Origin of the sequence: Propionibacterium freudenreichii subsp. freudenreichii, assembly GCF_000940845.1 — a bacterium.
In the GTDB taxonomy this organism is placed as follows: Bacteria; Actinomycetota; Actinomycetes; order Propionibacteriales; family Propionibacteriaceae; genus Propionibacterium; species Propionibacterium freudenreichii.
In genome coordinates this window covers 1,063,334-1,087,583 of the sequence record NZ_CP010341.1, presented here as the reverse complement: position 1 = coordinate 1,087,583, position 24,250 = coordinate 1,063,334, and the positions used below count along the sequence as shown (strand labels likewise).

21 protein-coding genes and 1 pseudogene are annotated in these 24,250 nt (G+C 67.3%); 9 read left to right on the top strand and 13 right to left on the bottom strand.

Annotation, left to right across the window (positions count from 1 at the left end; all coding sequences use genetic code 11):
• Positions 1-77: 77 nt before the first annotated feature.
• The 5 genes from RM25_RS04585 to RM25_RS04565 all read right to left on the bottom strand — a co-directional run bounded on the left by RM25_RS04585 (position 78) and on the right by RM25_RS04565 (position 6,664).
• Positions 78-590 carry a hypothetical protein gene (locus tag RM25_RS04585; protein WP_157764604.1) on the bottom strand — a complete coding sequence of 171 codons (513 nt, stop codon included), beginning with the start codon at positions 588-590 and terminating at the stop codon, positions 78-80.
• A 167-nt stretch (positions 591-757) separates the two neighbouring features.
• Positions 758-1,060, bottom strand: a complete 303-nt coding sequence (locus RM25_RS04580; RefSeq protein WP_013161148.1) for a DUF2316 family protein — start codon at positions 1,058-1,060, stop codon at positions 758-760.
• A gap of 111 nt (positions 1,061-1,171) precedes the next feature.
• Positions 1,172-3,844 carry an aconitate hydratase AcnA gene (gene acnA / locus RM25_RS04575; protein ID WP_013161149.1) on the bottom strand — a complete coding sequence of 891 codons (2,673 nt, stop codon included), beginning with the start codon at positions 3,842-3,844 and terminating at the stop codon, positions 1,172-1,174.
• A gap of 253 nt (positions 3,845-4,097) precedes the next feature.
• Positions 4,098-5,528, bottom strand: coding sequence for an MFS transporter (locus tag RM25_RS04570; protein ID WP_080774484.1), 1,431 nt, complete (start codon positions 5,526-5,528; stop codon positions 4,098-4,100).
• Positions 5,529-5,548: 20 nt separating this feature from the next.
• On the bottom strand, positions 5,549-6,664 hold the full coding sequence (locus tag RM25_RS04565; protein WP_080774483.1) for a glutathione S-transferase family protein: 1,116 nt from the start codon (positions 6,662-6,664) through the stop codon (positions 5,549-5,551).
• Between the two features lie 491 nt (positions 6,665-7,155).
• On the opposite strand from RM25_RS04565, the pseudogene RM25_RS04560 reads away from it, so the two are divergent.
• The 3 genes and pseudogenes from RM25_RS04560 to RM25_RS04550 all read left to right on the top strand — a co-directional run bounded on the left by RM25_RS04560 (position 7,156) and on the right by RM25_RS04550 (position 9,836).
• Positions 7,156-8,130: pseudogene (locus RM25_RS04560) on the top strand (PLP-dependent cysteine synthase family protein).
• Between the two features lie 57 nt (positions 8,131-8,187).
• Positions 8,188-8,766 carry a GNAT family N-acetyltransferase gene (locus RM25_RS11825; RefSeq protein ID WP_052809111.1) on the top strand — a complete coding sequence of 193 codons (579 nt, stop codon included), beginning with the start codon at positions 8,188-8,190 and terminating at the stop codon, positions 8,764-8,766.
• Positions 8,763-9,836 (top strand): glutathione S-transferase C-terminal domain-containing protein, encoded by a 1,074-nt coding sequence (locus RM25_RS04550; RefSeq protein WP_052809110.1) that lies wholly within the window; start codon positions 8,763-8,765, stop codon positions 9,834-9,836. Before RM25_RS11825 ends, RM25_RS04550 begins: the two co-directional genes overlap by 4 nt.
• Positions 9,837-9,870: 34 nt before the next feature.
• On the opposite strand, the gene RM25_RS04545 is transcribed toward RM25_RS04550, so the two are convergent.
• The 3 genes from RM25_RS04545 to RM25_RS04535 are packed head-to-tail and all read right to left on the bottom strand — an operon-like array spanning position 9,871 to position 13,297.
• Positions 9,871-10,131, bottom strand: a complete 261-nt coding sequence (locus RM25_RS04545) for a DUF6767 domain-containing protein (RefSeq protein ID WP_013161155.1) — start codon at positions 10,129-10,131, stop codon at positions 9,871-9,873.
• Positions 10,128-11,306: a class I SAM-dependent RNA methyltransferase gene (locus tag RM25_RS04540; protein WP_044636117.1), complete on the bottom strand. Its 1,179-nt coding sequence runs from the start codon at positions 11,304-11,306 to the stop codon at positions 10,128-10,130. Before RM25_RS04540 ends, RM25_RS04545 begins: the two co-directional genes overlap by 4 nt.
• On the bottom strand, positions 11,303-13,297 hold the full coding sequence (locus RM25_RS04535; protein WP_044636694.1) for an APC family permease: 1,995 nt from the start codon (positions 13,295-13,297) through the stop codon (positions 11,303-11,305). Before RM25_RS04535 ends, RM25_RS04540 begins: the two co-directional genes overlap by 4 nt.
• Before the next feature lie 187 nt (positions 13,298-13,484).
• On the opposite strand from RM25_RS04535, the gene RM25_RS04530 reads away from it, so the two are divergent.
• Entirely contained in the window at positions 13,485-14,132 is a 648-nt protein-coding gene (locus RM25_RS04530) for a potassium channel family protein (protein WP_049770852.1), read from the top strand.
• A gap of 13 nt (positions 14,133-14,145) precedes the next feature.
• Positions 14,146-14,814, top strand: coding sequence for a potassium channel family protein (locus tag RM25_RS04525; RefSeq protein WP_013161159.1), 669 nt, complete (start codon positions 14,146-14,148; stop codon positions 14,812-14,814).
• Between the two features lie 6 nt (positions 14,815-14,820).
• On the opposite strand, the gene RM25_RS04520 is transcribed toward RM25_RS04525, so the two are convergent.
• Positions 14,821-15,201 (bottom strand): OB-fold nucleic acid binding domain-containing protein, encoded by a 381-nt coding sequence (locus tag RM25_RS04520; RefSeq protein WP_080774482.1) that lies wholly within the window; start codon positions 15,199-15,201, stop codon positions 14,821-14,823.
• Positions 15,198-16,019, bottom strand: coding sequence for a DUF3710 domain-containing protein (locus RM25_RS04515; protein ID WP_013161161.1), 822 nt, complete (start codon positions 16,017-16,019; stop codon positions 15,198-15,200). The genes RM25_RS04520 and RM25_RS04515 overlap by 4 nt, the downstream gene beginning before the upstream one ends.
• Before the next feature lie 343 nt (positions 16,020-16,362).
• On the opposite strand from RM25_RS04515, the gene RM25_RS12710 reads away from it, so the two are divergent.
• The gene (locus RM25_RS12710; RefSeq protein ID WP_048734889.1) at positions 16,363-16,629 is read left to right on the top strand and encodes a DUF4235 domain-containing protein; all 267 of its coding nucleotides are present in this window, start codon (positions 16,363-16,365) and stop codon (positions 16,627-16,629) included.
• Positions 16,630-16,740: 111 nt separating this feature from the next.
• On the opposite strand, the gene RM25_RS04505 is transcribed toward RM25_RS12710, so the two are convergent.
• A complete protein-coding gene (locus RM25_RS04505; protein WP_036941438.1) occupies positions 16,741-17,037 on the bottom strand; it encodes a DUF4193 domain-containing protein in 297 nt (98 codons plus the stop codon).
• A gap of 215 nt (positions 17,038-17,252) precedes the next feature.
• Here RM25_RS04505 and sepH point away from each other — a divergent pair, with 215 nt between their 5' ends.
• A complete protein-coding gene (gene sepH, locus RM25_RS04500; RefSeq protein ID WP_331716582.1) occupies positions 17,253-18,641 on the top strand; it encodes a septation protein SepH in 1,389 nt (462 codons plus the stop codon).
• Between the two features lie 102 nt (positions 18,642-18,743).
• Here sepH and RM25_RS04495 read toward each other — a convergent pair whose 3' ends face one another.
• Entirely contained in the window at positions 18,744-19,895 is a 1,152-nt protein-coding gene (locus tag RM25_RS04495) for an alkaline phosphatase family protein (protein WP_044636115.1), read from the bottom strand.
• Positions 19,896-19,898: 3 nt separating this feature from the next.
• Positions 19,899-20,492, bottom strand: a complete 594-nt coding sequence (locus RM25_RS04490; protein ID WP_052809109.1) for a DUF5998 family protein — start codon at positions 20,490-20,492, stop codon at positions 19,899-19,901.
• A gap of 55 nt (positions 20,493-20,547) precedes the next feature.
• Here RM25_RS04490 and RM25_RS04485 point away from each other — a divergent pair, with 55 nt between their 5' ends.
• Both RM25_RS04485 and RM25_RS04480 read left to right on the top strand, forming a co-directional pair.
• Positions 20,548-21,633 (top strand): App1 family protein phosphatidate phosphatase, encoded by a 1,086-nt coding sequence (locus RM25_RS04485; protein ID WP_044636114.1) that lies wholly within the window; start codon positions 20,548-20,550, stop codon positions 21,631-21,633.
• A gap of 125 nt (positions 21,634-21,758) precedes the next feature.
• Positions 21,759-24,221: a DNA gyrase/topoisomerase IV subunit A gene (locus tag RM25_RS04480; protein WP_044636113.1), complete on the top strand. Its 2,463-nt coding sequence runs from the start codon at positions 21,759-21,761 to the stop codon at positions 24,219-24,221.
• Positions 24,222-24,250 lie beyond the last annotated feature (29 nt).

Genomic DNA, 24,250 nt, shown 5'->3' with positions numbered 1-24,250 from the left:
TCTAGGGCTGGGCGACGCGGCGTCCATCACGCCACGGGCCCGGCGGGCAGGGTCATGATCATCCTTGGGTCCATGGCCTACAGCTTGCGCATGAAGACCTTCCCCCGCAGGGCTTCCTCCACGAGCGCAACCGCCCGGCGCAGCCGGATCAGCCGCGATTCCTCCGACTCGAGCATGCTCACTGCCCCGTCGAGCACTTCGGGGCCCACGACCTCGCCCAGCCCCACTCGTGCCTGAGACAGGGCCTTTCGCGTGGAACGAAGCTGTCCCTCGACCTGGTCAGCGGCGAACCGGGCCAGCACCACGGGCTCCCTGCGCAGGAGGGGATATGCCCGGTAGTCCGGCGGGCAGCAGTCCAGCAGGAAACCCACCGCGTCGGATTCCATGCGCTGCGTCCCGGGTGCGGACACCGATTCGGGCCATCCCGAGGGCACGCACAACGCCGTCCCGTCACGATGTGGCCGACCATCGGGATCCGCATCGCCCTGCGCATGGGTACCGGGCAGGGCACGCACCGATCCACCCGCATGCGCGGAATCGGAGATTCCCCATGCGCGCCTGTCCGCCCCGCGATACTGCTTGAACGCCACCGACATCGCTCTCACCATTCCTTCGTCCGACCGCCCCGACTCCCCCGGGAGGGGATCCATGAGGCGGCACAACCGGATACCGATCGAACTTTTGTTCGATTCATCCAGTATGGATGTCGGCACTGACAAAAATGACCCTTCAGCCAGCGATGACCCGGCAGACGCGCTCAGGCGACGAGCCTGCCGGCCTCGATGAAGCCGGCATCCAGGAACCAGTGCTGTCGCGGATCCCCCACCAATTTGCTGAAGGGCTGCGGTTCGCGATTGCCGGCCCGCAGGACGCGCACCAGGTAGTCACGCAGGACCCACGGCTCCTCGATCCGCACCGGCTCAAGGTCCAGCACCTCCTGCACGTGTGCGGGCGTGGTGCCCAGGTCATGCGCCGCCTCCTCCAATGTGACTCCCGAGAGCCTGAAGTTCGCCTGCAGCTCGGCACGGGTTGCGGCAGTCTCATCCCTGTTCAAGGACATGGGTTCCCCATCTGATGGTTGTTGATAATGGCCGGCACAAGAGGACACAGCGCCCTGCGACGACCCATGGGGCCGATCTGCAGGGCGCTGTGGACCAGTGCTGACGGTGGATCAGGCACGCGCCAGATTACGCAGCACGTATTGCATGATTCCGCCGTTGATGTAGTAGTGGCTCTCCCCCTGGGTATCGATGCGCACATCGGCATCGAACTGGGTCACCTTCCCGTCCGCAGAGGTGGCCGTGACATGCACGGTGTCGGGGATCTCACCATGGTTGAGCGCGTCAAGCCCGGTGATATCGAAGCTCTCAGCCCCGCTGAGTCCCAGCGTGTCGGCACTGTGGCCCTGGGGGAACTGCAACGGCAGCACACCCATTCCGATCAGGTTCGAGCGATGGATCCGTTCGAAGCTCTCGGCGATCACCGCGCGGATTCCCAACAACATGGTGCCCTTGGCGGCCCAGTCGCGCGAGCTTCCCGACCCGTATTCCTTGCCCGCCAGGACGACCAGCGGCGTGCCGGCGGCCCGGTAGTTCAGCGAGGCGTCGTAGACGGTCTCCACGGGGGCATCGGACTTCGTGAAATCACGGGTGAAGCCACCCTCGGTGCCCGGGGCGAGTTGATTACGCAGGCGCACATTGGCGAACGTCCCCCGCACCATCACCTCATGGTTCCCACGCCTGGAGCCATAGGAGTTGAAGGCCAGTGGGCGCACCCCGTGCTCGGTGAGATAGCGACCCGCCGGCGAATCCGCCTTGATGGCCCCCGCCGGGCTGATGTGGTCGGTGGTCACCGAATCGCCGAGCCGCAGCAACACGCGGGCACCAGCGATGTCCTGCACCGGATCGGGCGTCATGGTCATGCCCTCGAAATACGGTGGCCGACGCACATAGGTCGACTCCGCATTCCAATCGAAGAGCTTGCCCGAGGGGGTGTCGAGGCTCTGCCAGCGTGCGTCGCCGGTGAAGACATCGGCATACGAGTCCCGGTACATCTGGGGATCGATGGAGTTCGCAATCACCTCGTCCACCTCGGCCGGGGTCGGCCACAGATCAGCGAGGTAGACCTCCTTGCCGTCGCGGTCGGTACCCAGGGAATCGTGGGCGAGGTCGAAGTTCATCGAGCCGGCGAGCGCATAGGCGACGACCAACGGCGGGGAGGCCAGGTAGTTCATCTTCACGTCCGGGTTGATGCGCCCCTCGAAGTTGCGGTTGCCCGACAGCACCGAGGTGATCGCCAGGTCGTTGTCCTGGGCGGCCTTGCTGACCTCGGGGATCAACGGTCCCGAGTTGCCGATGCAGGTGGTGCAGCCGTAACCGACGATGTCGAAGTCCAGGGCCGCCAAGGGCTCGATGAGGCCGGCCTTGTCAAGGTAATCGGTCACGACCTGGGATCCGGGCGCCAGGGTGGTCTTCACCCATGGCTTGCGGTCCAGGCCCTTCTCGACGGCGCGCTTGGCCACCAGTCCGGCCGCCACCATGACGCTGGGATTCGAGGTGTTGGTGCAACTGGTGATGGCGGCGATGCCGACCGCACCGTTGTCGAGGGTCACCTCGTGACCATCGATGGTCGTGCTCATGGGTGCCGTCTCGTCGCTGACGTAGGCGGGCACCTCCTGCTGGAAGACGTCCTTGGCCTGATCGAGCAGGATGCGGTCCTGGGGACGCTTGGGTCCCGCGATCGAGGCCCGCACGGTCGCCAGGTCGAGTTCCAGGTATTCCGAATAGCTGGCCTCGTGGTCGGGGTCATGCCACAGCCCCTGGGCCCGGGCATATCCCTCAACGAGTTCGATCTGCTCCTCGCTGCGTCCGGTCAGCCTCAGGTAGTCGATGGTCTTCTGGTCGACGGGGAAGACGGCGATGGTCGAGCCGTACTCCGGGCTCATGTTCCCGATGGTGGCCCGGTTGGCCAGGGGCACCTCGGCAACCCCGGAACCGAAGAACTCCACGAACTTCCCGACCACCCCGTGCTCGCGCAGCATCTGCGTGATGGTGAGCACCAGGTCGGTGGCCGTTACGCCGGAGTCGAGCTGGCCCGACAACTTGAAGCCCACCACGCGGGGAATGAGCATGCTGACGGGCTGGCCGAGCATGGCGCACTCGGCCTCGATGCCACCCACGCCCCAACCAACGACACCCAGCCCGTTGACCATCGTGGTGTGGGAGTCGGTTCCCACACAGGTGTCGGGGAACGCCTGGAGCACTCCCCCGACGGTGCGCGAGTAGACCACCTGGGCAAGGTGCTCGATGTTCACCTGGTGCACGATGCCGGTGCCCGGCGGCACCACCTTGAAGTCGTCAAAGGTCTTCTGTCCCCATCGCAGGAACTGGTAGCGCTCACGATTGCGCCCGTACTCGATATCGGTGTTCTCGCGCAGCGCGTCGGGAGTACCGAACTTCTCCGCGATCACAGAGTGGTCGATCACCATCTGCGCGGGGCTGAGCGGGTTGATCTTCTCGGGGTCGCCGCCCAGGGATGCCATCGCCTCGCGCATGGTGGCCAGGTCGACGATGCAGGGCACGCCGGTGAAGTCCTGCATGATCACCCGCGCCGGTGCATAGGCGATCTCATGATGGGGCTCATCGCTGGGCTTCCACGCGGCAAGTGTGCGGATGTCATCAGCGGTGACGTGCAGGTCATCCTCGTGGCGCAGCAGATTCTCCAACAGGATCTTCAGGCTGTAGGGCAGTTCCCGGGCACCGGGCACCGCATCCAACCGATAGATCTCGTAATGGCGATCACCGACCGCCAGATCGGAGCGGGCACCGAAGCTGTTCACGCTCATCCAGTTCCTCCTGATCATTCGTGCTGCGCTTGCGCGAACCGAGCCGGGTGGCCACCGACGTTGGAGGACGACGGCTTCGCTGCGTCACGAGCACTCCCTTGACGTCGCGATCGTATCGCCGGCCCACCACCAATGGGCGCCGGTCACGCCAAGGGCGTAGTGCCCGGCGCCCAATATGGCAACACCCTGACGCACACGATGTCCCGGCCGGGAAACGTTCCCCGACCGGGACATCGTGGTGGTCCAACGGCGGTCAGTCGAGGGTGCGCGGGCCTCCCGCGACGGGAGCGCCTGCTCCCGTCGCGGACGGGGTGATCCGGTTGAGCCGCTCCACCGCCTCATCGTCGCCCAGGTCCAGGCCACGGGTCTCGGGAATCGTCAGGGTGACCACGATCGACACCACCAACGCCGCCGTCACGTAGATTCCGAATGCCGTATGGCTGAAGGCCGTGTAGATCCAGCTCTGGAGCATGGGCACCGTGCCACCGAAGATGGCCGTGGCCAGTGCGTAGGGGAAGCCGACACCCAGGGTGCGAATGCGGGTGGGAACCAATTCGGCCATCAACGCGGGGGTCACCGACAGCGGCGCGGCGAGGAAGAAGTACGAGACGCCCATCGTGAGTGCCATTCGCGCGGCGGAGCCGTCCAGGAAGCGCATGAACGGATAGGTGGTGACGGCCAGGCCGATGAAACCGATGAGCACCACCGGCTTGCGGCCGATGCGGTCGGAGATGCGGCCCCACAATCCGACCACGGGAATGGCGACCAGTTGCACCGCGACCGCGATCCACAGCACATGTGAGGCGTTCGCCTTGAGGATCGCGATGTGGTAGCTTCCGATCGCTGCCCAGTTCTGGAAGGCGATGGTGAGCCCGAGGGTCAGGCCGATGATCTGGAGGGCTGATCGGCGGGCGGCCCACATCTGGGCGGCCAGGCCCGGCCCTGAGTGCTGCGCCCTGACCTTCTCCTTCTCCCGGGTGAAGACCCTGGTCTCCGGCATCCGGTGGATCATCACCAGGGCCGAGATGGAACCGATCGCACCCACGAAGAAGGGCAGGCGCCAGGCCCAGGCCTTGAGGGTGGGCACGCCGAGCCAGCTGGACAGCACGGCGCCCAGCAGTGAGCCCAAGACGCCACCGCCCAGGATGGACATGTAGACCACCGAGGACCAGCGACCGCGATTCGAGGGCTTGGCGACCTCTGAGACATAGGCGCCGGCTGCGGGCTGTTCACCACCGTGGGCGAAGCCCTGGAGGACACGCGCCACGATCAGCACGATGGCGGCACCGATGCCCAACAGGTTGTGCCCGGGGGAAATGGCGATCAGCAGGGTGCCGGTCAGGGCCGTCGCGCTGGTCGCATACAGCGAGATGCGGCGTCCCCGGGTGTCGGAAAGGTGCCCGAAGAACAGCGAGCCGAGGGGCCGGGCGATGAAGCCGACCGCGAGCACGATGAGCGACTGCAGGAAGGCAGTGGTTGCATTTCCGGCTGCGAAGAAGGACGCCGCGAAGAAGGGGGCGAAGGTGTTGTAGATCGTGAAGTCGAAGACTTCCAATGTGCTGCCGGTCACGGCCCCGGCCAGGCTGCGTCGATGGTGACTGGGGCCATCGGTGAACTGGCCCTGCCTGTTGATGTCCCCGGGTTGGGAATCCGGTTCGGGAGTGATGCGGGTGGTGGCGGTCATGGTGGTCCTTGGTGGGTTCGTCAGGAATTCAGGGGCATGGAGGTTCCGGTGGCCTCACCGCGACGCGACATCACGGTGACACGGGCCAGCGGGTTGCGGGGACGGCCTCCGTGGCGCAGGTAGACGTCGCCATCGCCGAACTGCTCGGCCCGCGTACTGGCCTGGTCCCAGCCCGACAGGTCGGGGCCCTTGGGGATGATGACCCTGGCGGCCCCGGTGACATTCGTCGAGCCGAAATAGCCCAGCTTGATCGCCTGGAAGTCGGTGGTGGATCCCCACCCGGGCAGCGCGTAGAGCTCGCGTGCGTAGTTCCACAGGTTCGGGAAGTCGATCAGCCGATTGCGATTGGTCCTGAAGGCCACGTAGTAGGCGGTGTCGAAGCGCACCAAGGTGGGGAAGAGCCTCACGTCGGAGTCGGTGATGTGCTCCCCGAGCAGAAAACGCTGCTGGCCCAGCAATTGCTCGAGCGCGTCCAGCCGGGCGAACAGTGCATCGAAGGCCTGCTCATAGGCCTCCTGGGTGTGGGCGAAGCCGGCCTTGTAGACGCCGTTGTTCACGGCGTGGAAGTTGAGGCGACTCATCTCGTCGATCGCCGGGCGCAGGGAGCTGGGGTACAGGTCGGGGGCATCGTCCGGCTGCAGCCGGCGCCACGCCACTTCCCAGTAGTTGGACAGTCGGTGGTAGTCGTTCTGCACGACCTTGCCGGTGGTGACATCGACCACTGCCGGCACGGTGCCGCGACGGTCATAGCCGGGATCGGCGGCCAGATAGGCCTCGTTGAGGTACTCGATGCCCAGCACGGGGTCCTTGTCGCCGGGGTCGAGGCTGAAGCGCCAGCCGTTGTCGGTGCGGACAGGTGCCGTCACCCCCACGCTGATGGCGTCGGTGAGCCCGAGCACTTCCCGGGTGATCAGCTGGCGATGCGCCCAGGGGCAGATCCTGGCGACGATCAGTCGGTAGCGCCCCGCCTCCACCGGCAATTGCCCGGGGCCGTCCCCGAAGGGCGTGGTGAAGGCATTGTCCTGACGGGAGAATTCCCCGTGGGCGCCGATCTCGTGTGCGTTCTCGGACGTGGCGATATGTGAGGCTTCCGGCGCTGCGAGCTGGAAGCCGACGGTCGTGGACTTGGTTGACATGAGCTTCTCTTCGGGGTGTGTGGTTACCCACCGGTGGGGCCCGGGGGCCTTCGGTCGGACGCGTTGCGTCCACCGGCTCTGCCTGATGCCATCCGGACGGCGGCCTCAGGCGCTCAACAACACAGACAACTGTCAGTGCGCACCAGGTCGATGTGCGGGCGCACGACTAGTTGAAGGCTCACGAACCAGAGCATAGGCGCTCGCACCCCGCCCCGGGCAAGCTGTCCAACACCATCCTCCAGCAGCGAAATCCTGCCAGATGGCGCTGCGACAAGCCCTTTCCCTGCGGTGTTATCGTGAGCGCCATGCAGCAGTTGATGGTCCTTGCCATGAAGGCCGGCCCCCGTGCCGACCTCATGTCGGCCGTTGTGATGTCGGCCGTTGCGCCCTGCTGTCGTTGATCGGTCACGCAACCCATTGAGGGGTTGCCACAAGCTCTTCTCCCTGCATGTCCTCCCGCAGGGGATCATCGATCAAGCGATAGGAAATCCATGGCAGGTCACGTGTATCCCGGCATCACCGAAGATCTCACCGAGTTGGTGGGTGATACGCCGCTACTGCATCTGCCCCAGTTCGAATCGGGATACGGGACAGTCCTGGCGAAGCTGTAGTTCTTCAACCCCTCATCGTCGGTGAAGGACCGCACCGCCCTGTCCATGGTGCGTGCCGCCGAACGCGATGCCCGGTTGGCCAAGGGCGGCACGATCGTCGAGGCGACCAGCGGAAATACCGGCATCTCGCTGGCCTGGCTGGGCGGGGTGCTCGGCTACCGCGTGATCATCGTGGTGCCTGACGACCAGTCCATTGAGCGCCGCGCGCTCATCGAGGCCCTGGGTGCCGAGATCGTCCTCACCCCCGGAAAGGGCGGCATGCCGGCGGCCGGGGCGCGCGCAGCCGAGATCGTGGCGTCCACCCCGGGGGCCTGGCTGGCCGGTCAGGGCGGCAACCCCGCCAATCCGGCCGCGCACTACGCCACCACCGGTCCGGAGATCTGGGAACAGACCGACGGACACGTCGACTGGTTCGTCTCGGCAGTGGGTACCGGTGGCACCATCAGCGGAGCGGGTCGCTTCCTGCGCGAACGCAACCCGGGCCTGCGCATCGTCGCCGTGGAGCCCGCTGAGTCAGCAGTCCTCAACGGCGGACAGTGGCATCCCCACAAGATCCAGGGCATCTCGGGGGGCCCGGCCGCCGCGCCGGTCACCGATCTGGCGCTGATCGACCAGACCCTCGACATCCCCCAGGCCGAGGCCCTGGACACCACCCGCGAACTGATGCGTCACGCGGGGCTCGCCGTCGGCATCAGTTCCGGTGCCGCGGTCGCCGCCGCGCGCATCCTTGCCGCGCGCCCGGAGACGGCCGGCCAGGTGATTGTCACGATCATCGCCGACACGGCCGAACGCTATTACTCCACCGATCTGTTCGACCATCACACCGCAGCGACCCCGGAGGGAACGGCACAATGACCGCAGCACAGGGCCACCACCGCGACGCGCCTTGCCGAGCCGAGTGAGTTTCCCGAGGTGGCCGACCTCCTGGTGCGGGCCTACACCAGCTCCTTCCACAACACCGACCAGTACATCGAGCGGCTGCGTGGCATCGCCTCGTGGGTACCCGACTACCAGATCTGGGTGGCAGCAGAACGGGGCAAGATCCTCGGTGCGGTGCTCACGCCGTCCCCCGGCTTCGTCGCCGAACCCGACGTCGGCGAGGACGGGCAGACGCAGCCGGCGCACCCCGATGAGCTCGAATTCCACATGATCGGAGTCGATCCCGCGGCACGGGGACGCGGCATCGCCGCCCTGTTGGTCGCCAAGACCATCCAGGTGGCCCGCGAGCGCGGCATCAGCCGGATCGGCATCCATTCCGGACCCCAGATGACCGGTGCCCACGCCATGTACCGAAGGCTCGGCTTCGTGCGCCGCCCCGAGCGCGAGACCCTCGTCGTCGACGGCGGACAGCGCCTGCTGGTGTTCACCTATGACATCCCCGACAGCGATCGACCCCCGCTGGAATCAGATGGGCCCTCCCCGGCGTTAGCAGTCAATGAAGCGCCATCCCACGACAACGCGATCCACCAGGACCAAGGAGAAATACGATGACCGCACTTCCCGAATCAGCATCCGTCAACACGCGCCCGCGTGGTGAGGTGGGCGATTCCATCTTCCGCAAGGAGCAGACCGACGACGGCGCCTTCAAGCGCCAGCCGAACCACTTCACCGCCCGCTTCACCTCGGGCGAGCTTCCCGTGGAGGCGGGTCGCTACCGCCTCGTGATCTCGGCCGAGTGCGGATGGTCTCGCCGCCAGATCATCGTGCGCCGCCTGTTGGGCCTTGAGAATGCGATCTCCATTGCCTATGTGTCGGGCCGTGGCGACGATGGCGGCTGGGTGTTCGCCGACCAGCCCGGCGGCAAGGACGCGGTACTGGGCCTGAAGGGCCTCAACGAGGCCTATCACGCCGGCGATCCCTCCTACACCGGCCGCGGCACGGTGCCCGCGTTGGTGGACACCAAGACCGGCAAGGTCGTCATGAACGACTACCACGTGATGAGCCTTGAGCTGGAGACCGCCTGGTCGCAGTTCCACAAGGCGGGCGCGCCGGACCTCTACCCGGAGGCGCTGCGCGGCCAGATCGATGTGCTCAACCAGCAGCTGTTCGACGATGTGAACAACGGCCCCTACAAGGTCCTGTTCGCCACCACCGAGGACGCCGCCCGCGCGGCCCTCGGCGTCTACGAGGCGCGCCTGCGTGATTACGACCACCGTCTGGCGACCCGTCGCTATCTGTTCGGCGACCAGCTGACCGACTCCGATGTGCGGCTGTTCTGCACGCTCGCCAGCTTTGACCAGACCTATGTCACCGGCTTCCCGATCGACCTGCGGGACAAGGCCCTACGCGTGCACGACCTGCCGAACCTGTGGGCCTATATGCGCGACCTGTTCACGACGCCGGGCTTCGTCGACGAGCGCGACACCGAGGCACTGGGCATCACGCCGCGCCCCGACGGCAGCTACCTGGGCGGCTTCGGCGACCCGGTACTGGCCAGTGACGACCCCGACCGCCTCGCCCGCTGGCAGGCACCCGCGGGACGCGAGGGACTGCACGGATCGTCCGAGACCAGTGGTCCCGGTGGAGCCGGCAGCTGGACCCTGTGGAACTTCGCCTACTGAGCCGTGCGCAGAACCACCTGAGTCGTCGGGCCGATCATCCTTCGGGGTGGTCGGCCCGATGCGCTTCCCGGCGCTTCTCGCGGTAGATCTCCAGCAGATCGGGATCGCTCATCACCAGGTAGACCAGGCCACAATCATCGGGGCCGGTCGCATAGGCCTGACATTGGGTGCAGGGCTCGTCGGGACGCAGCGGGCAGCGTGGCGTGACGGTCCCGGGTGGCTTGTGTCCGCGCGGGCGTCGTGTGGCTGGCCCGGCGTCCACCGGATTGACCGGTGACGCCCCTGGCGCGCTCATCGGGTGGGCTCCAGGGTGGCCACGCACTCGACATGATGGGTCATCGGGAACAGGTCGAAGCCCTTGATATTGGTCACCGAATAATCATGCCTCGCGAATGAGGCAAGATCACGGGCCAGCGCTGCCGGATCACAGGCCACATAGGCGATCCGACGCGGACGCAGCCCGGCGATCTGGTCGACCGCCCGCTTGCCGGCCCCGGCCCGCGGCGGGTCCAGGACCACCAGGTCGGCGCGGTGGCGACCGCGCGACAGCACCCGATCCACACGCCCGGCCACGAATTGGGCCCGGGGCACATTGGTCCGTGCCAGACGGATGGCGGGCCCATCCATCTCGATCCCCCGCACCCGACACCCCGCATCGTCGAGTGCGGCGGCGAAGACGCCCACGCCGCAATAGAGGTCGAGGGCGTGCTCACCGGGCCGGGGATCAAGGGCCAGCAGCATCTGCGAGGTGAGCAGCCCGGGCGCGAGACGATGCGGTTGCCAGAAGCCGTCGGCGCGCGCCCTGAAGGAATGGGTGCCCACCTGTTCGGTGACGACCGCCTCACCCATCAGCGTCCTGCCGGAGTCGATCACGCAGACGCCGCTGGCGGCGGTGGCGACAATCAGCTCATCACCGTGCACCTGTCCGGCCAGGGAGTCGAGGATCTTCGGATCACGGCCGGCCTTCTCGGCGATGAGGCAGCCCTGCGGCGCCAGGCCCACCAGGTCGGCACTCCGGTGGACATGCAGGCCCACCTTCCCATCGTGCACGCCATAGCGCATGCGGGTGCGCCAGTCCTGGCCGCTGTCGTCGGTGCCGACGCGTTCCACGGTGACATCGGAGTCGAGGTGGGCGAATTGGTGCAGCAGTTCGCGCACCACGGTGGTCTTGAGCTCGCGTTGCACCGCCGGCGCGATGTGCTGGAAATCGCAGCCACCACACAGGCCCGCGATCGGACACGGCGGCTCCACGCGGCCCGGCGCGGCGTCGAGCACCTCCACCGCGTCGCCGCGCCAGTAGCGCTCATGGCTGTCGTCGGTGATCCTGACCATCACGGTCTCGCCGGGAATCGTATGCCGCACGAAGATGACGCGTCCCTCATGGCGGGCGATGCAGTGGCCACCATGGGCAATGGGCCCCACCGAGAGCGGCCCGATGATCTCACCGACCGCCGTTGCCACAGTCGTCACCGGCGGGGACGCCTGAGCTCACGGCGACGGTAACGCGTGGCGAGCCGCGCGCTGGATTCGAGTTGATAGGGCACGGAAGTGACCATAACCCCCCGCATGAAATGCAGCCGGGCGCGGATCACCAGCGCGGTCTGGTTGTGCAGGACATGCTCCCACCAGTGCCCCACCACGTACTCGGGGATGTAGATGCACACGATGTCACGCGGGTTCTCGCTGACCAGGGCCCGCACATAGTCGATGAACGGGCCGGTGATCTGGCGGTACGGCGAGTCGATCACCTTCAGGGGCACCGACAGGTCGTCGTCATCCCACTGCTTCACCAGGCGGGCCGTCGCGTCCGGGTCGACGTCGACGGTGACCGCCTCGAGTTCACCGGGCTGGGTGGCCCGCGCGAACTGGATGGCCTTGACGGTGGGCTTGTTCACCGCGTTCACCATCACCACGGCGTGCACGCGACTGGGCAGCACCCACTCCGCCGGATCGGTGATGGTGGTCTCGGCCGCGACCTCTGCGTAGTGGCTGTGGATGGCGCGCATCAGGATGAACACCACGGCCATCGCCAGCAGGGCCATCCAGGCCCCGTAGATGAACTTGGAGACCAGCACGATGGCCAGCACGAGGCCGGTCATGACCATGCCCACGGCATTGATCACCCGGCTGCGCTGCATCACGCGGCGTGCCGACGGATCGGTCTCGCTCCTGAGGTGGCGGGTCCAGTGCCGCAGCATGCCCAGCTGGCTGAGCGTGAATGAGATGAACACTCCGATGACGTACATCTGGATGAGCGCCGTCACCGATGCATTGAAGATCAGGACCAGCAGGACGGCTCCCCCGGCCAGGGTCATGATGCCGTTGGAGAAGGCCAGGCGATCGCCGCGACTGTGCAGCTGGCGGGGCATCCACCCGTCGCGCGACAGGATCGAACCCAGGGTCGGAAAGCCGTTGAAGGCCGTGTTGGCGGCCAGGAACAGGATGATCATCGTCATCGTGATCACGAAGAAGAAGCCGATCGGGAAACCCGGGTAGAACACGGCCCGTGCCAGCTGGCCGATCACGGTCACCGGATCGGAATGGATCTCCTCACCGCCGGGGGTGACGAAATAGCTCCCGGAATTGACGTCGGACATCTTCACGCCGGTGAGGTTGGCTAGGGCCAGGATGCCGAGCAGCATGCTCACGGCGATGCAGCCCAGCAGCAGCAGCGTGGTGGCGGCGTTCTTGCTCTTCGGCTTGCGGAAATTGGGAACGCCGTTGCTGATGGCCTCGACCCCCGTCAGGGCGGCGCAGCCCGACGAGAAGGTGCGCGCCAGCAGTGTGACCATGCCCAGCCCCACCAGGGGCTCGTAGCGGCTCACACCAACCACGGTGTAGTCGGCGGTTGCGGCCCTGAGGGGATGTCCGAAGACGAAGATCTGGAGCAGTCCCCAGATGACCATCACCCCGATGCCGAACATGAACAGATAGGTCGGGACGGCGAAGATGCCACCCGAATCGCGCACGCCGCGCAGGTTGATCACCATCAGCACGATGATCACCACGGCCGCGATCAGCCCCTCGTGGCCCTGGATGAAGGGCATCATCGCCTTGGCGTTCTGCACTCCGGAGCTGACCGAAACGGCCACGGTGAGCACATAGTCGACCAACAGTGCGCTGGCCACCACCAGTCCGCTGGTGGGCCCCAGATTCGTGGTGACCACCTCGTAGTCGCCGCCACCCGAGGGATAGGCGTGCACGGTCTGGCGGTAGCTCATGACCACCACCAACAGCACCGCGCCCACCGCGATGCCGATCGGCAACGAGAAGGCAAAGCCGGCCATGCCGGCCAACGAGAGGGTGATCAGCACCTCGTCGGGTGCGTAGGCCACCGAGCTCAGTGCATCGGAGGCGAAGATCGGAAGTGCGACCCTCTTCGGGAGGAGAGTTTCCCCCAGTTGCGTGCTGGCCAGCTTGCGGCCGACGAGCACACGTTTGAAGGCATCAGTGACGCTCACGAGCGACAACCCTAACGCCTGCCGTGTACCGCTTGGTTGCATGGCGATGGAGCGGACCCTCGTTGCACCACGCAGCTATCCTTTTCCTCGGGGTGACAGGCCGATTGACCCCGATTCCCAGGACCATGTCGGCACGGCTGTCCACCGACCGGTGGGGCCAGTGGAGGTATCAGTGCACATCATCATCATGGGCTGCGGCCGGGTGGGCTCAAGCCTGGCCCGCGCGCTCGAGAAGCGCGGCCACTCGCTGGCCGTCATCGACGTCAACGTGGAGGCCTTCCGCAGGCTTGGGCCCGATTTCGCGGGCAAGACCGTCAAGGGCGTCGGGTTCGATCGCGATGTGCTGGTGCGTGCCGGCATCCGCGAGGCCGATGGCTTCGCCGCCGTCGCCAGCGGCGACAACTCCAACATCCTGTCGGCCCGGGTGGTACGCGAGGAGTTCGGCGTCCAGAACGTGGTCGCCCGCATCTACGACCAGGGACGGGCCGAGGTCTACGAGAAGCTCGGTATCCCCACGGTGGCCACGGTGCGTTGGGCCGCCGGCCAGGTGATGAACCGACTGTTGTCCGACTCCGTCACCCCGGTGTGGCGCGATCCCTCCGGCATGACCGCCCTGTTCCAGGTGCCCTTCGACAATGCGTGGGCGGGAACATCGGTGGGCCAGCTCGAGGAGAGGCTCCGGGTACGGGTGCCCTTCCTCACCAGGATCGGCACCGGCGAGGTGCCCTCGGCCGACCTGCTGTTGCAGGAGGGCGATGTGATCTACGTGGCAACGAGCAATGACCGTGCCCAGATGGTGCTGCGCACGCTCGCCGCGGCGCCCGAGCAGAACTGAGAAGGAATCCACGATGCGTATTTCGATTGTCGGGGCCGGCAATGTCGGTCGTTCCATTGCCCGTGAGCTGATTGCCAACGGACACGAGGTGTTGCTCATCGAGAAGGAGCCGCACGCCATCAAGTCCGACACCGTGCCGGAGGCCGAATGGCTGCTGGCAGATGCCTGCGAGATGGACTCGCTGGCCGAGGCCGACCTGCAGACCTGCGATGTCTCGATCGCCACCACCGGTGACGACAAGGCCAACCTGGTGCACACCCTGTTGGCGAAGACGGAGTTCGGGGTGCCACGCACCGTTGCCCGTGTCAACCATCCGAGCAACGAGTGGATGTTCGACGAGCAGTGGGGGGTGGACGTGGCCGTCTCAACACCCCGCATCATGTCGGCCCTGGTCGAGGAGGCCGTCAGCGTCGGTGCCGTCGTGCGCCTGATGACCTTCAAGAAGGGCTCGGCGAACCTGGTGGAGCTCACCCTGCCCGAGGACTCCCCCGCCGTGGGCAAGAGGGTGCGCGACCTCAGCTTCCCCGGCGATGGTGTGCTGGTCGCCATCGTGCGGGATGGACGCTCCCGTGCCCCCGAGCAGGATGCCGCGGTGGAGGTGGGTGACGAGCTGTTGTTCACCATTTCCGAGGAACACGAGCGTGAGCTGTCGCATTACCTGGTGCCGGTGACGAAGGGCTAGGGCTGGTCAGCCCAGCAGTTCATAGGAGGGGTTGTACATCACCCGACGTTCGTCGCGTGAGCTGATGAGGCCATGGACGCGCAGTCGGCGTCCGGCCGTGATGCCGGGGATCGTCCCGCGTCCCATCCACAGCAGCACCAGCGTGCCGGAACCGTCGACGAGGTCGGCCTCCAGCCAGGAATGGCGCTTCTGGGGATTGATGGTCAGGATCGCGACGGTGCCCTGCACGGTGACGCGGGTGCGATCGCGTGCCTCGGCGATCGGAGTCGCACCCGACTTCACTGCCTGGGTCACGAGCTCCTCGGAGACGAGTTCCTCGTTCGACCGCAGGAGGCGGCGCAGCCAGCGCCCCACGGCGGATTCCGCCAGGGCGCTGCCAAGGCTCACTGTTGCCCCTGGGGAGCACCCGCCTGGCCATCCAGCTGTGCCCGCATCGCATCCGGCAGCGCCATGGCGATCGGATCTCCGGGGACCATCGGCTTGTCGCCGCGGCGTACCACCGTGTTGGCGAAGAACTCGTAGAGCACCTCGGCCGGGCCGCCGGTGCCCTCCGACATGCCGGCCTCGCCCATCAGAACGCCACGCAGCAGCCACCTGGGGCCCTGGGCGAACCAGGTACGGGACACGTGATAGCCGTGCTGGCCGTTCTCGGCCGTGATCGGCACGACGCGACGGATCTCCGTGCCGAAGGGACCCTCGGCGAGCGTCGCCGAACCTCCGGCGCTCTCCACATTGGCGATCATGTCCTGGCGCACCCGCGGCAGCATGCTGCGGTCGGAGGGCGCGGCGAACAGCGACAATTCCAGTACTGACTGCCCCTGCGAGATGAGCAGTGCCTGGACATCCTGGGTCTCCTGGTTGACCTGCAGCTGCATGTTCATGCCCTCGAAGGGGGTGAGCACCAGTGAGTCGAAGTCGAGGCGCTGCACATCGTCGGCGTCCAGGTCGACCTCGCTGATGTCGAAGGGGCCATCGGCGCGCCAGTCGCGCGACTCGTCCAGTTGTTCCCACTCGTCGGGCTCGGAGGCCTCGGAGTCGCTGGCCTCGTCATCATCGAGCGACTCGTCGTCGTCGATCGGCTCCGACTCATCGGCCCCGTCGCCTGCGGCCACGGCCTGCGCATCCTCGACGACATCGGACTCGGCGGCCTGTTCCACCTCATCCGCGTCGTCGGCCTTGCGATGCTTCCTTCTGCCAAAGATCACGAGTGCTCCACCATTTGTCTCTTGAATTAGTTGTCGTGCCCTGTTGCGCTGCGTCGTGGCACCACGATCAGCGGCGCGCAACCGTGGCGGGCACCGATCACGCCACGCGCCCGCCCCAGACTAACGTGCCGGAAGCCGTCCGGGGGCCATGCTCCACCGCATCGCGGCGATGCCATGCCGCGGGTGCGGCATCAGGGTGGCGGGGCGCGCGCGGCATCAGGGCGCCGGAGCGGGCGCGGGCTGGTGCCACGGGGTCGCTGCGGGCTCCCTAGGATGGAGAGGCGACCAGATGCCCGCCCGATTCGGTGCGATCACGGCGTCTGACTGGATGAAACGGAGAGATATGTCCAAGCCCAAGATGCAGTTCAGGGTGCTCGGTGCAGTACTCGGCGCGGCTGCTGCCTTCGCCGGTCAGCGCGTGGCCACCGCCGGATGGCACACCGTCACCGGGGAGGAGCCGCCGGACCCGTCAGATCCCACGGTGTCGCCCGTCAAGGCCTATGCGTGGTCGATCGGCAGCACCCTGCTGCTGGGGACGCTCGCCCTGCTGGTGCAGCGCTTCGTCGCCACGCGCTCGGAGGCCGCGGCCGACGAGCTCGGGGCCGGGTAACCCGTCCGGACATGACAGTGGGCGCACGAACCAAGGTTCGTGCGCCCACTGTTCCCTTGCGGGATGGACGTCAGGGGGAATCGGCGGTCAGGCTGCGCGCGGGCTCATCGCTCAGACGCAGTCGACGCAATACATCTTGCCGCCGCGGGTCTCCGCGAGCTGGCTCCGGGACTTCACCAGGAAGCAACCGGCGCAGGTGAACTCGTCAGCCTGACGGGGAAGTACTCGAACCGTCAGTTCTTCGTGGGAAAGGTCTGCGCCGGGAAGCTCGAAGGTCTCGGCGACCTCAGCTTCATCCTCATCAACCTTCCCTGAATTCTTGTCGTTGCGCCGGCTCTTCAGCTCCTCGAGTGAGTCCTCGCGAGCCTCATCGTCGGACTTGCGGGGTGCATCATAATCAGTCGCCATCGTGGCCTCTCGAATCTGTGCCGTGTTAACGGTCTTGCCGGTGCGCAGCAGGTGCACACGCCCGGCAAACGTCGGCATGCTACCTGATATTCCCTGAAACGCAATCGCAGCATACGTGAGGGTCCTTCGCCGCCCGCGGGCGGGTCCCGGACCCTATACCAGTGGTTCAGGTGCCGCGACCCCGAACAGCCTGCTCGCGGTAGGTTTGGTCCAGTATTCGTCGCCACGCAAATCGACGACCACATGAACGTGCCGACGGCCGCATTTCCGCAGCACCACGCAGGAGACACCATATGAACAGCGCCTTGACGCCGCGGGAGATCCAGTCCCGCATTCGCGCAGGGGAATCTGTGGAGGATGTGGCCCGTGCTGCCGGGGTGAGTGTCGACGAACTCGACGGCTTTGCCGAGCCGGTGCTGGCCGAGCGCGATCACATGAGCGAGCTGGCACGCGTGGCCCAGGCCCGTCGCGATTCCGGCCCCACCCCCCAGCCACTCGAGCAGTTCATCAACACCAAGCTGCGCCGCGAGGGGGTCCCTGACGGATCCATCCTGTGGGGCGCCTTCCGCCGGGAGGACCAGGCCGACCGCCACTGGACGATCCGGATCTCCTACCGCCTGGACGAGACCGACCACCAGGCGCTGTTCGACTTCGATCCGCGCGGTCGCTTCGTGACTGCCGAGAACGCCGACGCGCGATGGCTCATCGACGACCAGCCCCCGCATCGCGGGGAGAGTCCCGTCACCCGCACCCAGAACCCTGATGCCGAACCGACCATCGACCTGAATGACGAACTGGCCATCGTGCGGGCCGTCCAGGACGACGAGACGCCGGTGATCGGCGACGGCAGTGCCCTCCAGGAGCTCTACGCAGCGGCCGCCTCCAACGACGCCACCTCAACGGGTAGCGGCACCGATCAGGACGGCCTGCGCGAGGTGGACGGCGTCTACGACATCGTGCCGAATCCCACCTCCGACATGGACGTCCTCTATGACATGCTCGCGGGCTTCGACGAGGATTCCGTACACGTCTATGAGGGCTTGGGTCGACCGGTGAGCCTGGGTGACGGCGCCGCGGACACCGATGAGGCCGTGCACACCGGTGAGGAGGCCTCGAGGGGCGGCCGGCCCTCCGACGCGGCGGACGCCGCGGGCGACGACTCGACGCCCGCCCTCGATGCGGCGCTGCAGCACCGCGAATCACCCGATGAGCCCCGGGCCGCCACCCCCGCCTCCGCGCCGACGAAGCCCCGGGCGACGCGCAAGCGCCGTACCGCCTCCGGCGCCGACCGTTCCTCTGCGGCCACGTCCACGTCGGCAGCCAAGCCGGCGTCACACCCGTCGTCAGCCGATCAGGCACCCTCCAAGGGGCCCGGGGGCAGGTCATCGGCAGACAAGGCCAAGGAGCCCGACAAGGCCCCGGCCAAGCCCCGCCCGGCTGCTGCGCATCAGGACTCCGCCAGCGGGCAGGAACCCCTGGTCGCCGGCGATGGGTCGGCGACGCAGCCGGCCAAGAAGCCCACCAAGCGACGCAAGAGCCACCGCGCCACCGTTCCGAGCTGGGACGAGATCATGTTCGGGGAGCGCCGCCCCGACAAGGACTGACCGCACCATCGCCAGTCCTGGTCCCCAGTCCTTGCAGCCCACCGGCCGCGCAAGTGCCGGGGCGGTCGGCTGCAGGTCGCGCCCTCCGGCCGACCCGTCAGGTCAGCTGTCCCAGCCCTCATCGATGAGCAGTGGCACCTGCATCTCCTCGGATGTCAGCGAGCCGTGCTGGCCCACCAGGCCAAGTTCCCCCGGGTGCGTGCGCGTCATCACGGCACCGCCGGCCCGCATGGCCACCAGGACATCGCCCAGGCGACCCCGCACGCGTTCGGTCACCTCGGGACCGAACCAACCGGCCGCGATGCCCTCCTCGCGGGTGCAGACCCAGGCGCGCTCGCCCAACACCGCACGCCAACGCTCGACCACCGCCGCGGGCTCGGCGCTGTAGAGCTGTCGGAAGCGTCCCTCACCGGCGATCATGTCGATGCCTGTCGCGAGCCGCTCGTCGTCCTCGATGATGATGTGGTCGCGCGCCGGCACATCCACCATCCCGTGGTCACCGGTCACCAGCACGCAGGTGTCGGCGGGCAGGGCGTCGCGCAGCGCGGACAGGTCTGCGTCGATGCGCTCCAGCACTCCCCGCCAGGCGGGTGAATCCACCCCATGGCCGTGGCCCGTGTGGTCAAGGTCGCCCTCATACAGGTAGACGAACGCCGGGCCCGGCCCGCTCGTGGCCGCCAGCACCCGATCGATGCGCTCACGAGCCCCCGCATGGTCGGGGATCGCGACATAGTGGGCGCCGCGCAATCCGGCACGGGTCAGGCCGCTGTCGGCGAACAGGGCGCGTCCCACGCTGCTCGCCCGCACCCCCACGTCGTTGAGCCGCTCGAACCACGTCGGATGGGGCTGGAATTCCTCGGGCACCGGATCATCGGAACCCCACTGCAATGCGTTGAGCACCCCCTGCCCGGGCGCGGAGCGGAATGAGTACCCGACGATGCCGTGCTCCCCCGGCGGGAGTCCGGTGCCCAGCGTCGTCAGGGAGACAGCGGTCGTGGACGGAACCGCAGCGCTGATCGGTCGGCCGTCGCCGATCAGATAGGGGAAATAGGCGAGCGACGACAGATGGCGATTGAGCTGGCGCCAGCCCAGGCCGTCGACGAGCAGGAGCACATAGGCGCGCGCTGGCGGAAGGCCGAAGGGGTCGCTGGCCTCCAGCCTGTCCCCCGCGAGGTGATGGGCCACGGCCGGTAGGAGCTCGGCCAGGGTCGCACGACCGTACGAGGGCGGCTCGGGAAGCGGATAGCCACTCACGGCTCAGCCCCGCCCGGCGGCCGCGACCATGCGCTGCAGGCGGGTCGCAAAGTTCACGAGGTGATCCACGTTGGCCTGCCCATCGGCGGCCGGGCTCATGCGCAGGGTGATGTCCTCCGACACCATTTCGCCGTTGAAACCGTGATCGGCCCGGCATTCCGGGTCGACACAGTGGACCGGAACCACTTCCAGGCGATGCATGGTGTCCCAGGACAGCGACAGCCAGGTCTCCACGACCTGCGAGTTCGCCTCGCCGTAGTCCTCCGGGTGGCTCACGACGCGCGACAGGGAGACGGCCCCCATGCGCCACAGTGGCACGGACTCCGTGGTGGTCACCGCCGTGGGTCGATCATGCTCATCGGAGTTCTCGTCGGTGTGGGCCACCACGAGGCGTGCCGCCGTCAGGACGAGCACGGTCAGGTGGCGGATGATTCCCTCCGGTCCGACGGTGGCCTCCTGCTGCACGAGGTGGTCGACGAGGGGCTCGTCACCCAGCGCCATGGACACGGAATCGCTGACGAACTGGGGGAAGAACCCGCAATCGGCGATCTGGGCGCGCAGGGCCGTCGGAAGGGTATGGGCGGAGCCGGTGATCACCCGCTCATCCTGCCACCAACGGGCCCGTCGGGGCACGCCCACTAGTGTTGGGCGTATGAAGCGTCGTCCCTTTTTCGGTGCGCGACTGGACGATTTCGTCACGCGTCACCTGGGCTCGGCGTTGAGGCGTGCCGGTTGGCGACCACGGATCGTGCCGTTCACCGGCCTTGGCACGCCGTCGCGCGTCCGGGTCCTGGGCCAACTCGTCCTGGGGCCGGCGCGACGCCATCGGGCGTGGCCCATCGGTTCCCCGCTGTGGCTGAACCGACGGGGTTGGCGCAATTTCTTCACCGTTCCGGTGCCGAATGGCGTCATCAGCGTCACCATCTCGGGCAGGGCCCACCGCTTCACCACGGATCGTCGTGGCCACCTGGACACGACCATTAACACGTCCGGGCTCGCGGCGGGCTGGCACCAGGTGCGCCTGGACAGCCCGGGCGCGGAACAGGTCGGGGCGCCGGTGCAGGTCATCGGCGACGACCAGGACTTCGGCATCATCTCCGACATCGACGACACCATCATCTCCACGTCCCTGCCGCGTCCACTGGTCGCGGCCTGGAACAGCTTCATCCAACCTGAGGTCAATCGCCAGGCCGTGCCGGGCATGGCCCGTATGTACCGACAGCTGCTTGCTGGTCGCCCGGACGCACCGGTGGTCTACGTGTCCACCGGGCCGTGGACCGCCCTGCCCTTCCTGACGCGTTTCATGGACCGCCACGGATTCCCCCCGGGCCCGATGCTGCTGACCGACCTCGGCCCGACCACCACCCGGTGGTTGCGCTCGGGTTGTGCCCACAAGCGCGCCGCCCTCGTCCAGCTCGCCCACGCCTTCCCGCACATCCGATGGGTCCTGGTCGGCGACAACGGCCAACACGATCAGGCCCTGTACCGCGAGTTCGCCGCAGTGCGTGGGTCCCGCGTGCGGGCCATCGCGATCCGCACCCTGTCGCCCACCGAGCAGGTGCTGGCGCACGGCACCGTGGGAGGGCTCGACACGCGCTCGTCGCGACGCGGTCGGCGCCGCGTCCCCGAGGTCCTCGGAGCCGATGGCCAGGCCCTTGCCCCGGTGCTGCTCGCGGTGCTGCGTGAGCAGCAGCACCGCGCCACCGGCCCCGACCAGCCAACCGATCCCGGACACTGACCCACCCGGGATCGACATCCACCGCGACGCCGACGCCGGGCCATGTCCGTGACGTGGACTATTCTCGCGGGGCACGCCCAGGCCGCGGACTTCCCAGCGGTCAGTAGTCAGGAGTTCTTGCACAGATGGCACGCACAAAGACGCCGCCCGCCGACGACTTCGAGGAGCGCATCGTCGACGTCGACGTCTCGTCGGAGATGCAGACGTCGTATCTCGAGTACGCCTATTCGGTGATCTATGCCCGGGCACTACCCGATGCGCGCGACGGCCTCAAGCCGGTGCAGCGTCGCATCCTCTACGGCATGAGCGAGCAGCGCCTGTCCCCCGACCATCCGTTCGTCAAGTGCGCACGCGTGGTGGGCGATGTGATGGGAAAGCTGCACCCCCACGGCGATTCGGCGATCTATGACGCCCTGGTGCGCATGGGCCAGGACTGGTCGATGCGGCTGAAGCTGGTCGATGGGCATGGCAACTTCGGATCCCTCGATGCCGGCCCCGCGGCCATGCGCTACACCGAATGCCGGTTGGCCCCCGCGGCCATGCCGATGCTCGACGGCCTGCACGAGGACACCGTCGACTTCCGCCCCAACTATGACGGCAAGCAACTCGAGCCCGCGGTGCTGCCGGCGGCCTTCCCGAACCTCCTGGTCAACGGCGCCACCGGCATCGCCGTCGGCATGGCCACCAATATTCCCTCGCACAACCTGGGCGAGGTCGTGGCGGCATTGAAGTACCTGCTCAAGAACCCGGACGCCGAGGTCGATGAGCTGATGCGCTATGTGCCGGGGCCCGACCTGCCGACCGGTGGCAAGATCGTCGGGCTGGACGGCATCCGCGCCGCCTATGCGACCGGGCGCGGCATCTTCCGCACCCGCGCGACGGCCCGGATCGAACAGGTGAGCCCCCGACGTCGGGGCATCGTGATCACCGAGCTGCCCTTCGCGGTGGGCCCCGAGAAGATCATCGACCAGATCAAGGTGCTGGTGCGTTCGAAGAAGATCACCGGCATCTCCGACGTCAAGGACCTCACGGACCTCACCCATGGCCTCCGCCTGGTGATCGAGGTGAAGAACGGCATCAATCCCGAGGCCCTGCTTGCCCAGCTGTACAAGCACACCAAGCTCGAGGACTCCTTCGGTATCAATGCGGTGGCCCTGGTGGATGGCCAGCCGCGCACGATGACGCTCAAGGAAATGCTGCAGGTCTACCTGGACCACCGCCTGGAGGTGATCCTGAGGCGCGCCAAGTTCCAGCTCGGCAAGGCCCAGGACCGCCTGCACCTGGTCGAGGGCCTCCTGCTGGCCATGATCGACATTGACGACGTGATCGCGATCATCCGGTCATCCGACGATGTCCCCGAGGCCCGCCAGCGCCTCATGGAGACCTTTGAGCTGGACGAGATCCAGGCCAACTACATCCTTGACATGCAGCTGCGACGCCTGACGAAGCTGTCCCGCATCGAGCTCGAGACCGAACGCGACGAGCTGCGCCGGCGCATCACCGAGCTCACCGAGCTGATCGACGATCCCGACCTGCAGCGTGACACCGTCGCCTCCCAGCTCAGTGAGATGGCCGCCACCTACGGCAGCCCACGACGCACCGTGCTGCTCGAGGGGTCCGGGGCCGCGGCGGCCCTGCCCGCCCAGCCCCTGGAGATCCCCGACGACCCCTGTTGGGTGATGATGAGCTCCACCGGATTGATGGCCCGCATGACGCGCCCCGCGGACGGGGACGATCCCGGGCACCTGCCCACAAGCGGTCCCCGGGGCCGCCATGATGTGGTCGTTGCGGCGATTGCCGTGACCGCGCACGCCCAGTTCGGTGTGCTCACCTCCCACGGACGGCTGGTGAAGGCCGAGGCGATCGACCTGCCGGAGGTCGTGGGCACCGCGAACGCACCGAGCCTGCGGGGCGGATCACGCGTCGAGGACCTGCTGGTGCTCACCGACGCGGAGCGGGCCGTGGGGCTGACCACCCTGGCCGAGGATTCCGCGGGCCTGGCCCTGGGCACGCGTCGCGGGGTCGTCAAGCGGGTCAACCCGGAGGTCCTCAGCAAGGACGAGTGGGATGTCATCCGCCTTGAGGACAACGACGAGGTCGTGGGTGGCGTCGAATTGACTGACCCGTCCGATGAGCTCGTCTTCGTCACCAGTGATGCCCAGCTGCTGCACTTCGCCGCAGATGTGGTGCGTCCCCAGGGCCGCAGCGGCGGGGGCGTGGCCGGCGTGCGCCTCACCGGGGGTTCCTCCGTGGTGTGGTTCGGCGTGAGCCCCGCCACCGATGCCGTGGTGGTGACCCTGTCGGGGGCGTCGAGCATGCTGCCCGGAGCCCAGACCGGAAGCGTCAAGGTGACGCCGTTCGAGGAGTACCCACCCAAGGGCCGGGCCACCGGCGGGGTGCGCTGCCACCGCTTCCTGAAGGGCGAGGACGGGCTCCTGTTGGCCTGGGTCGGACCACAGCCGGTGATCGCCGCCGGTGCTGACGGTTCGCCGGTGGACCTCCCGCCCGCGACCGGCAAGCGTGATGGTTCCGGAACCCCGGCGACCTGGCCGATCACCGCGGTGAGCTCCCGCACCATGCCGCACTGAGGACCCCCGCGGCGACGGGCCAGCGCGTG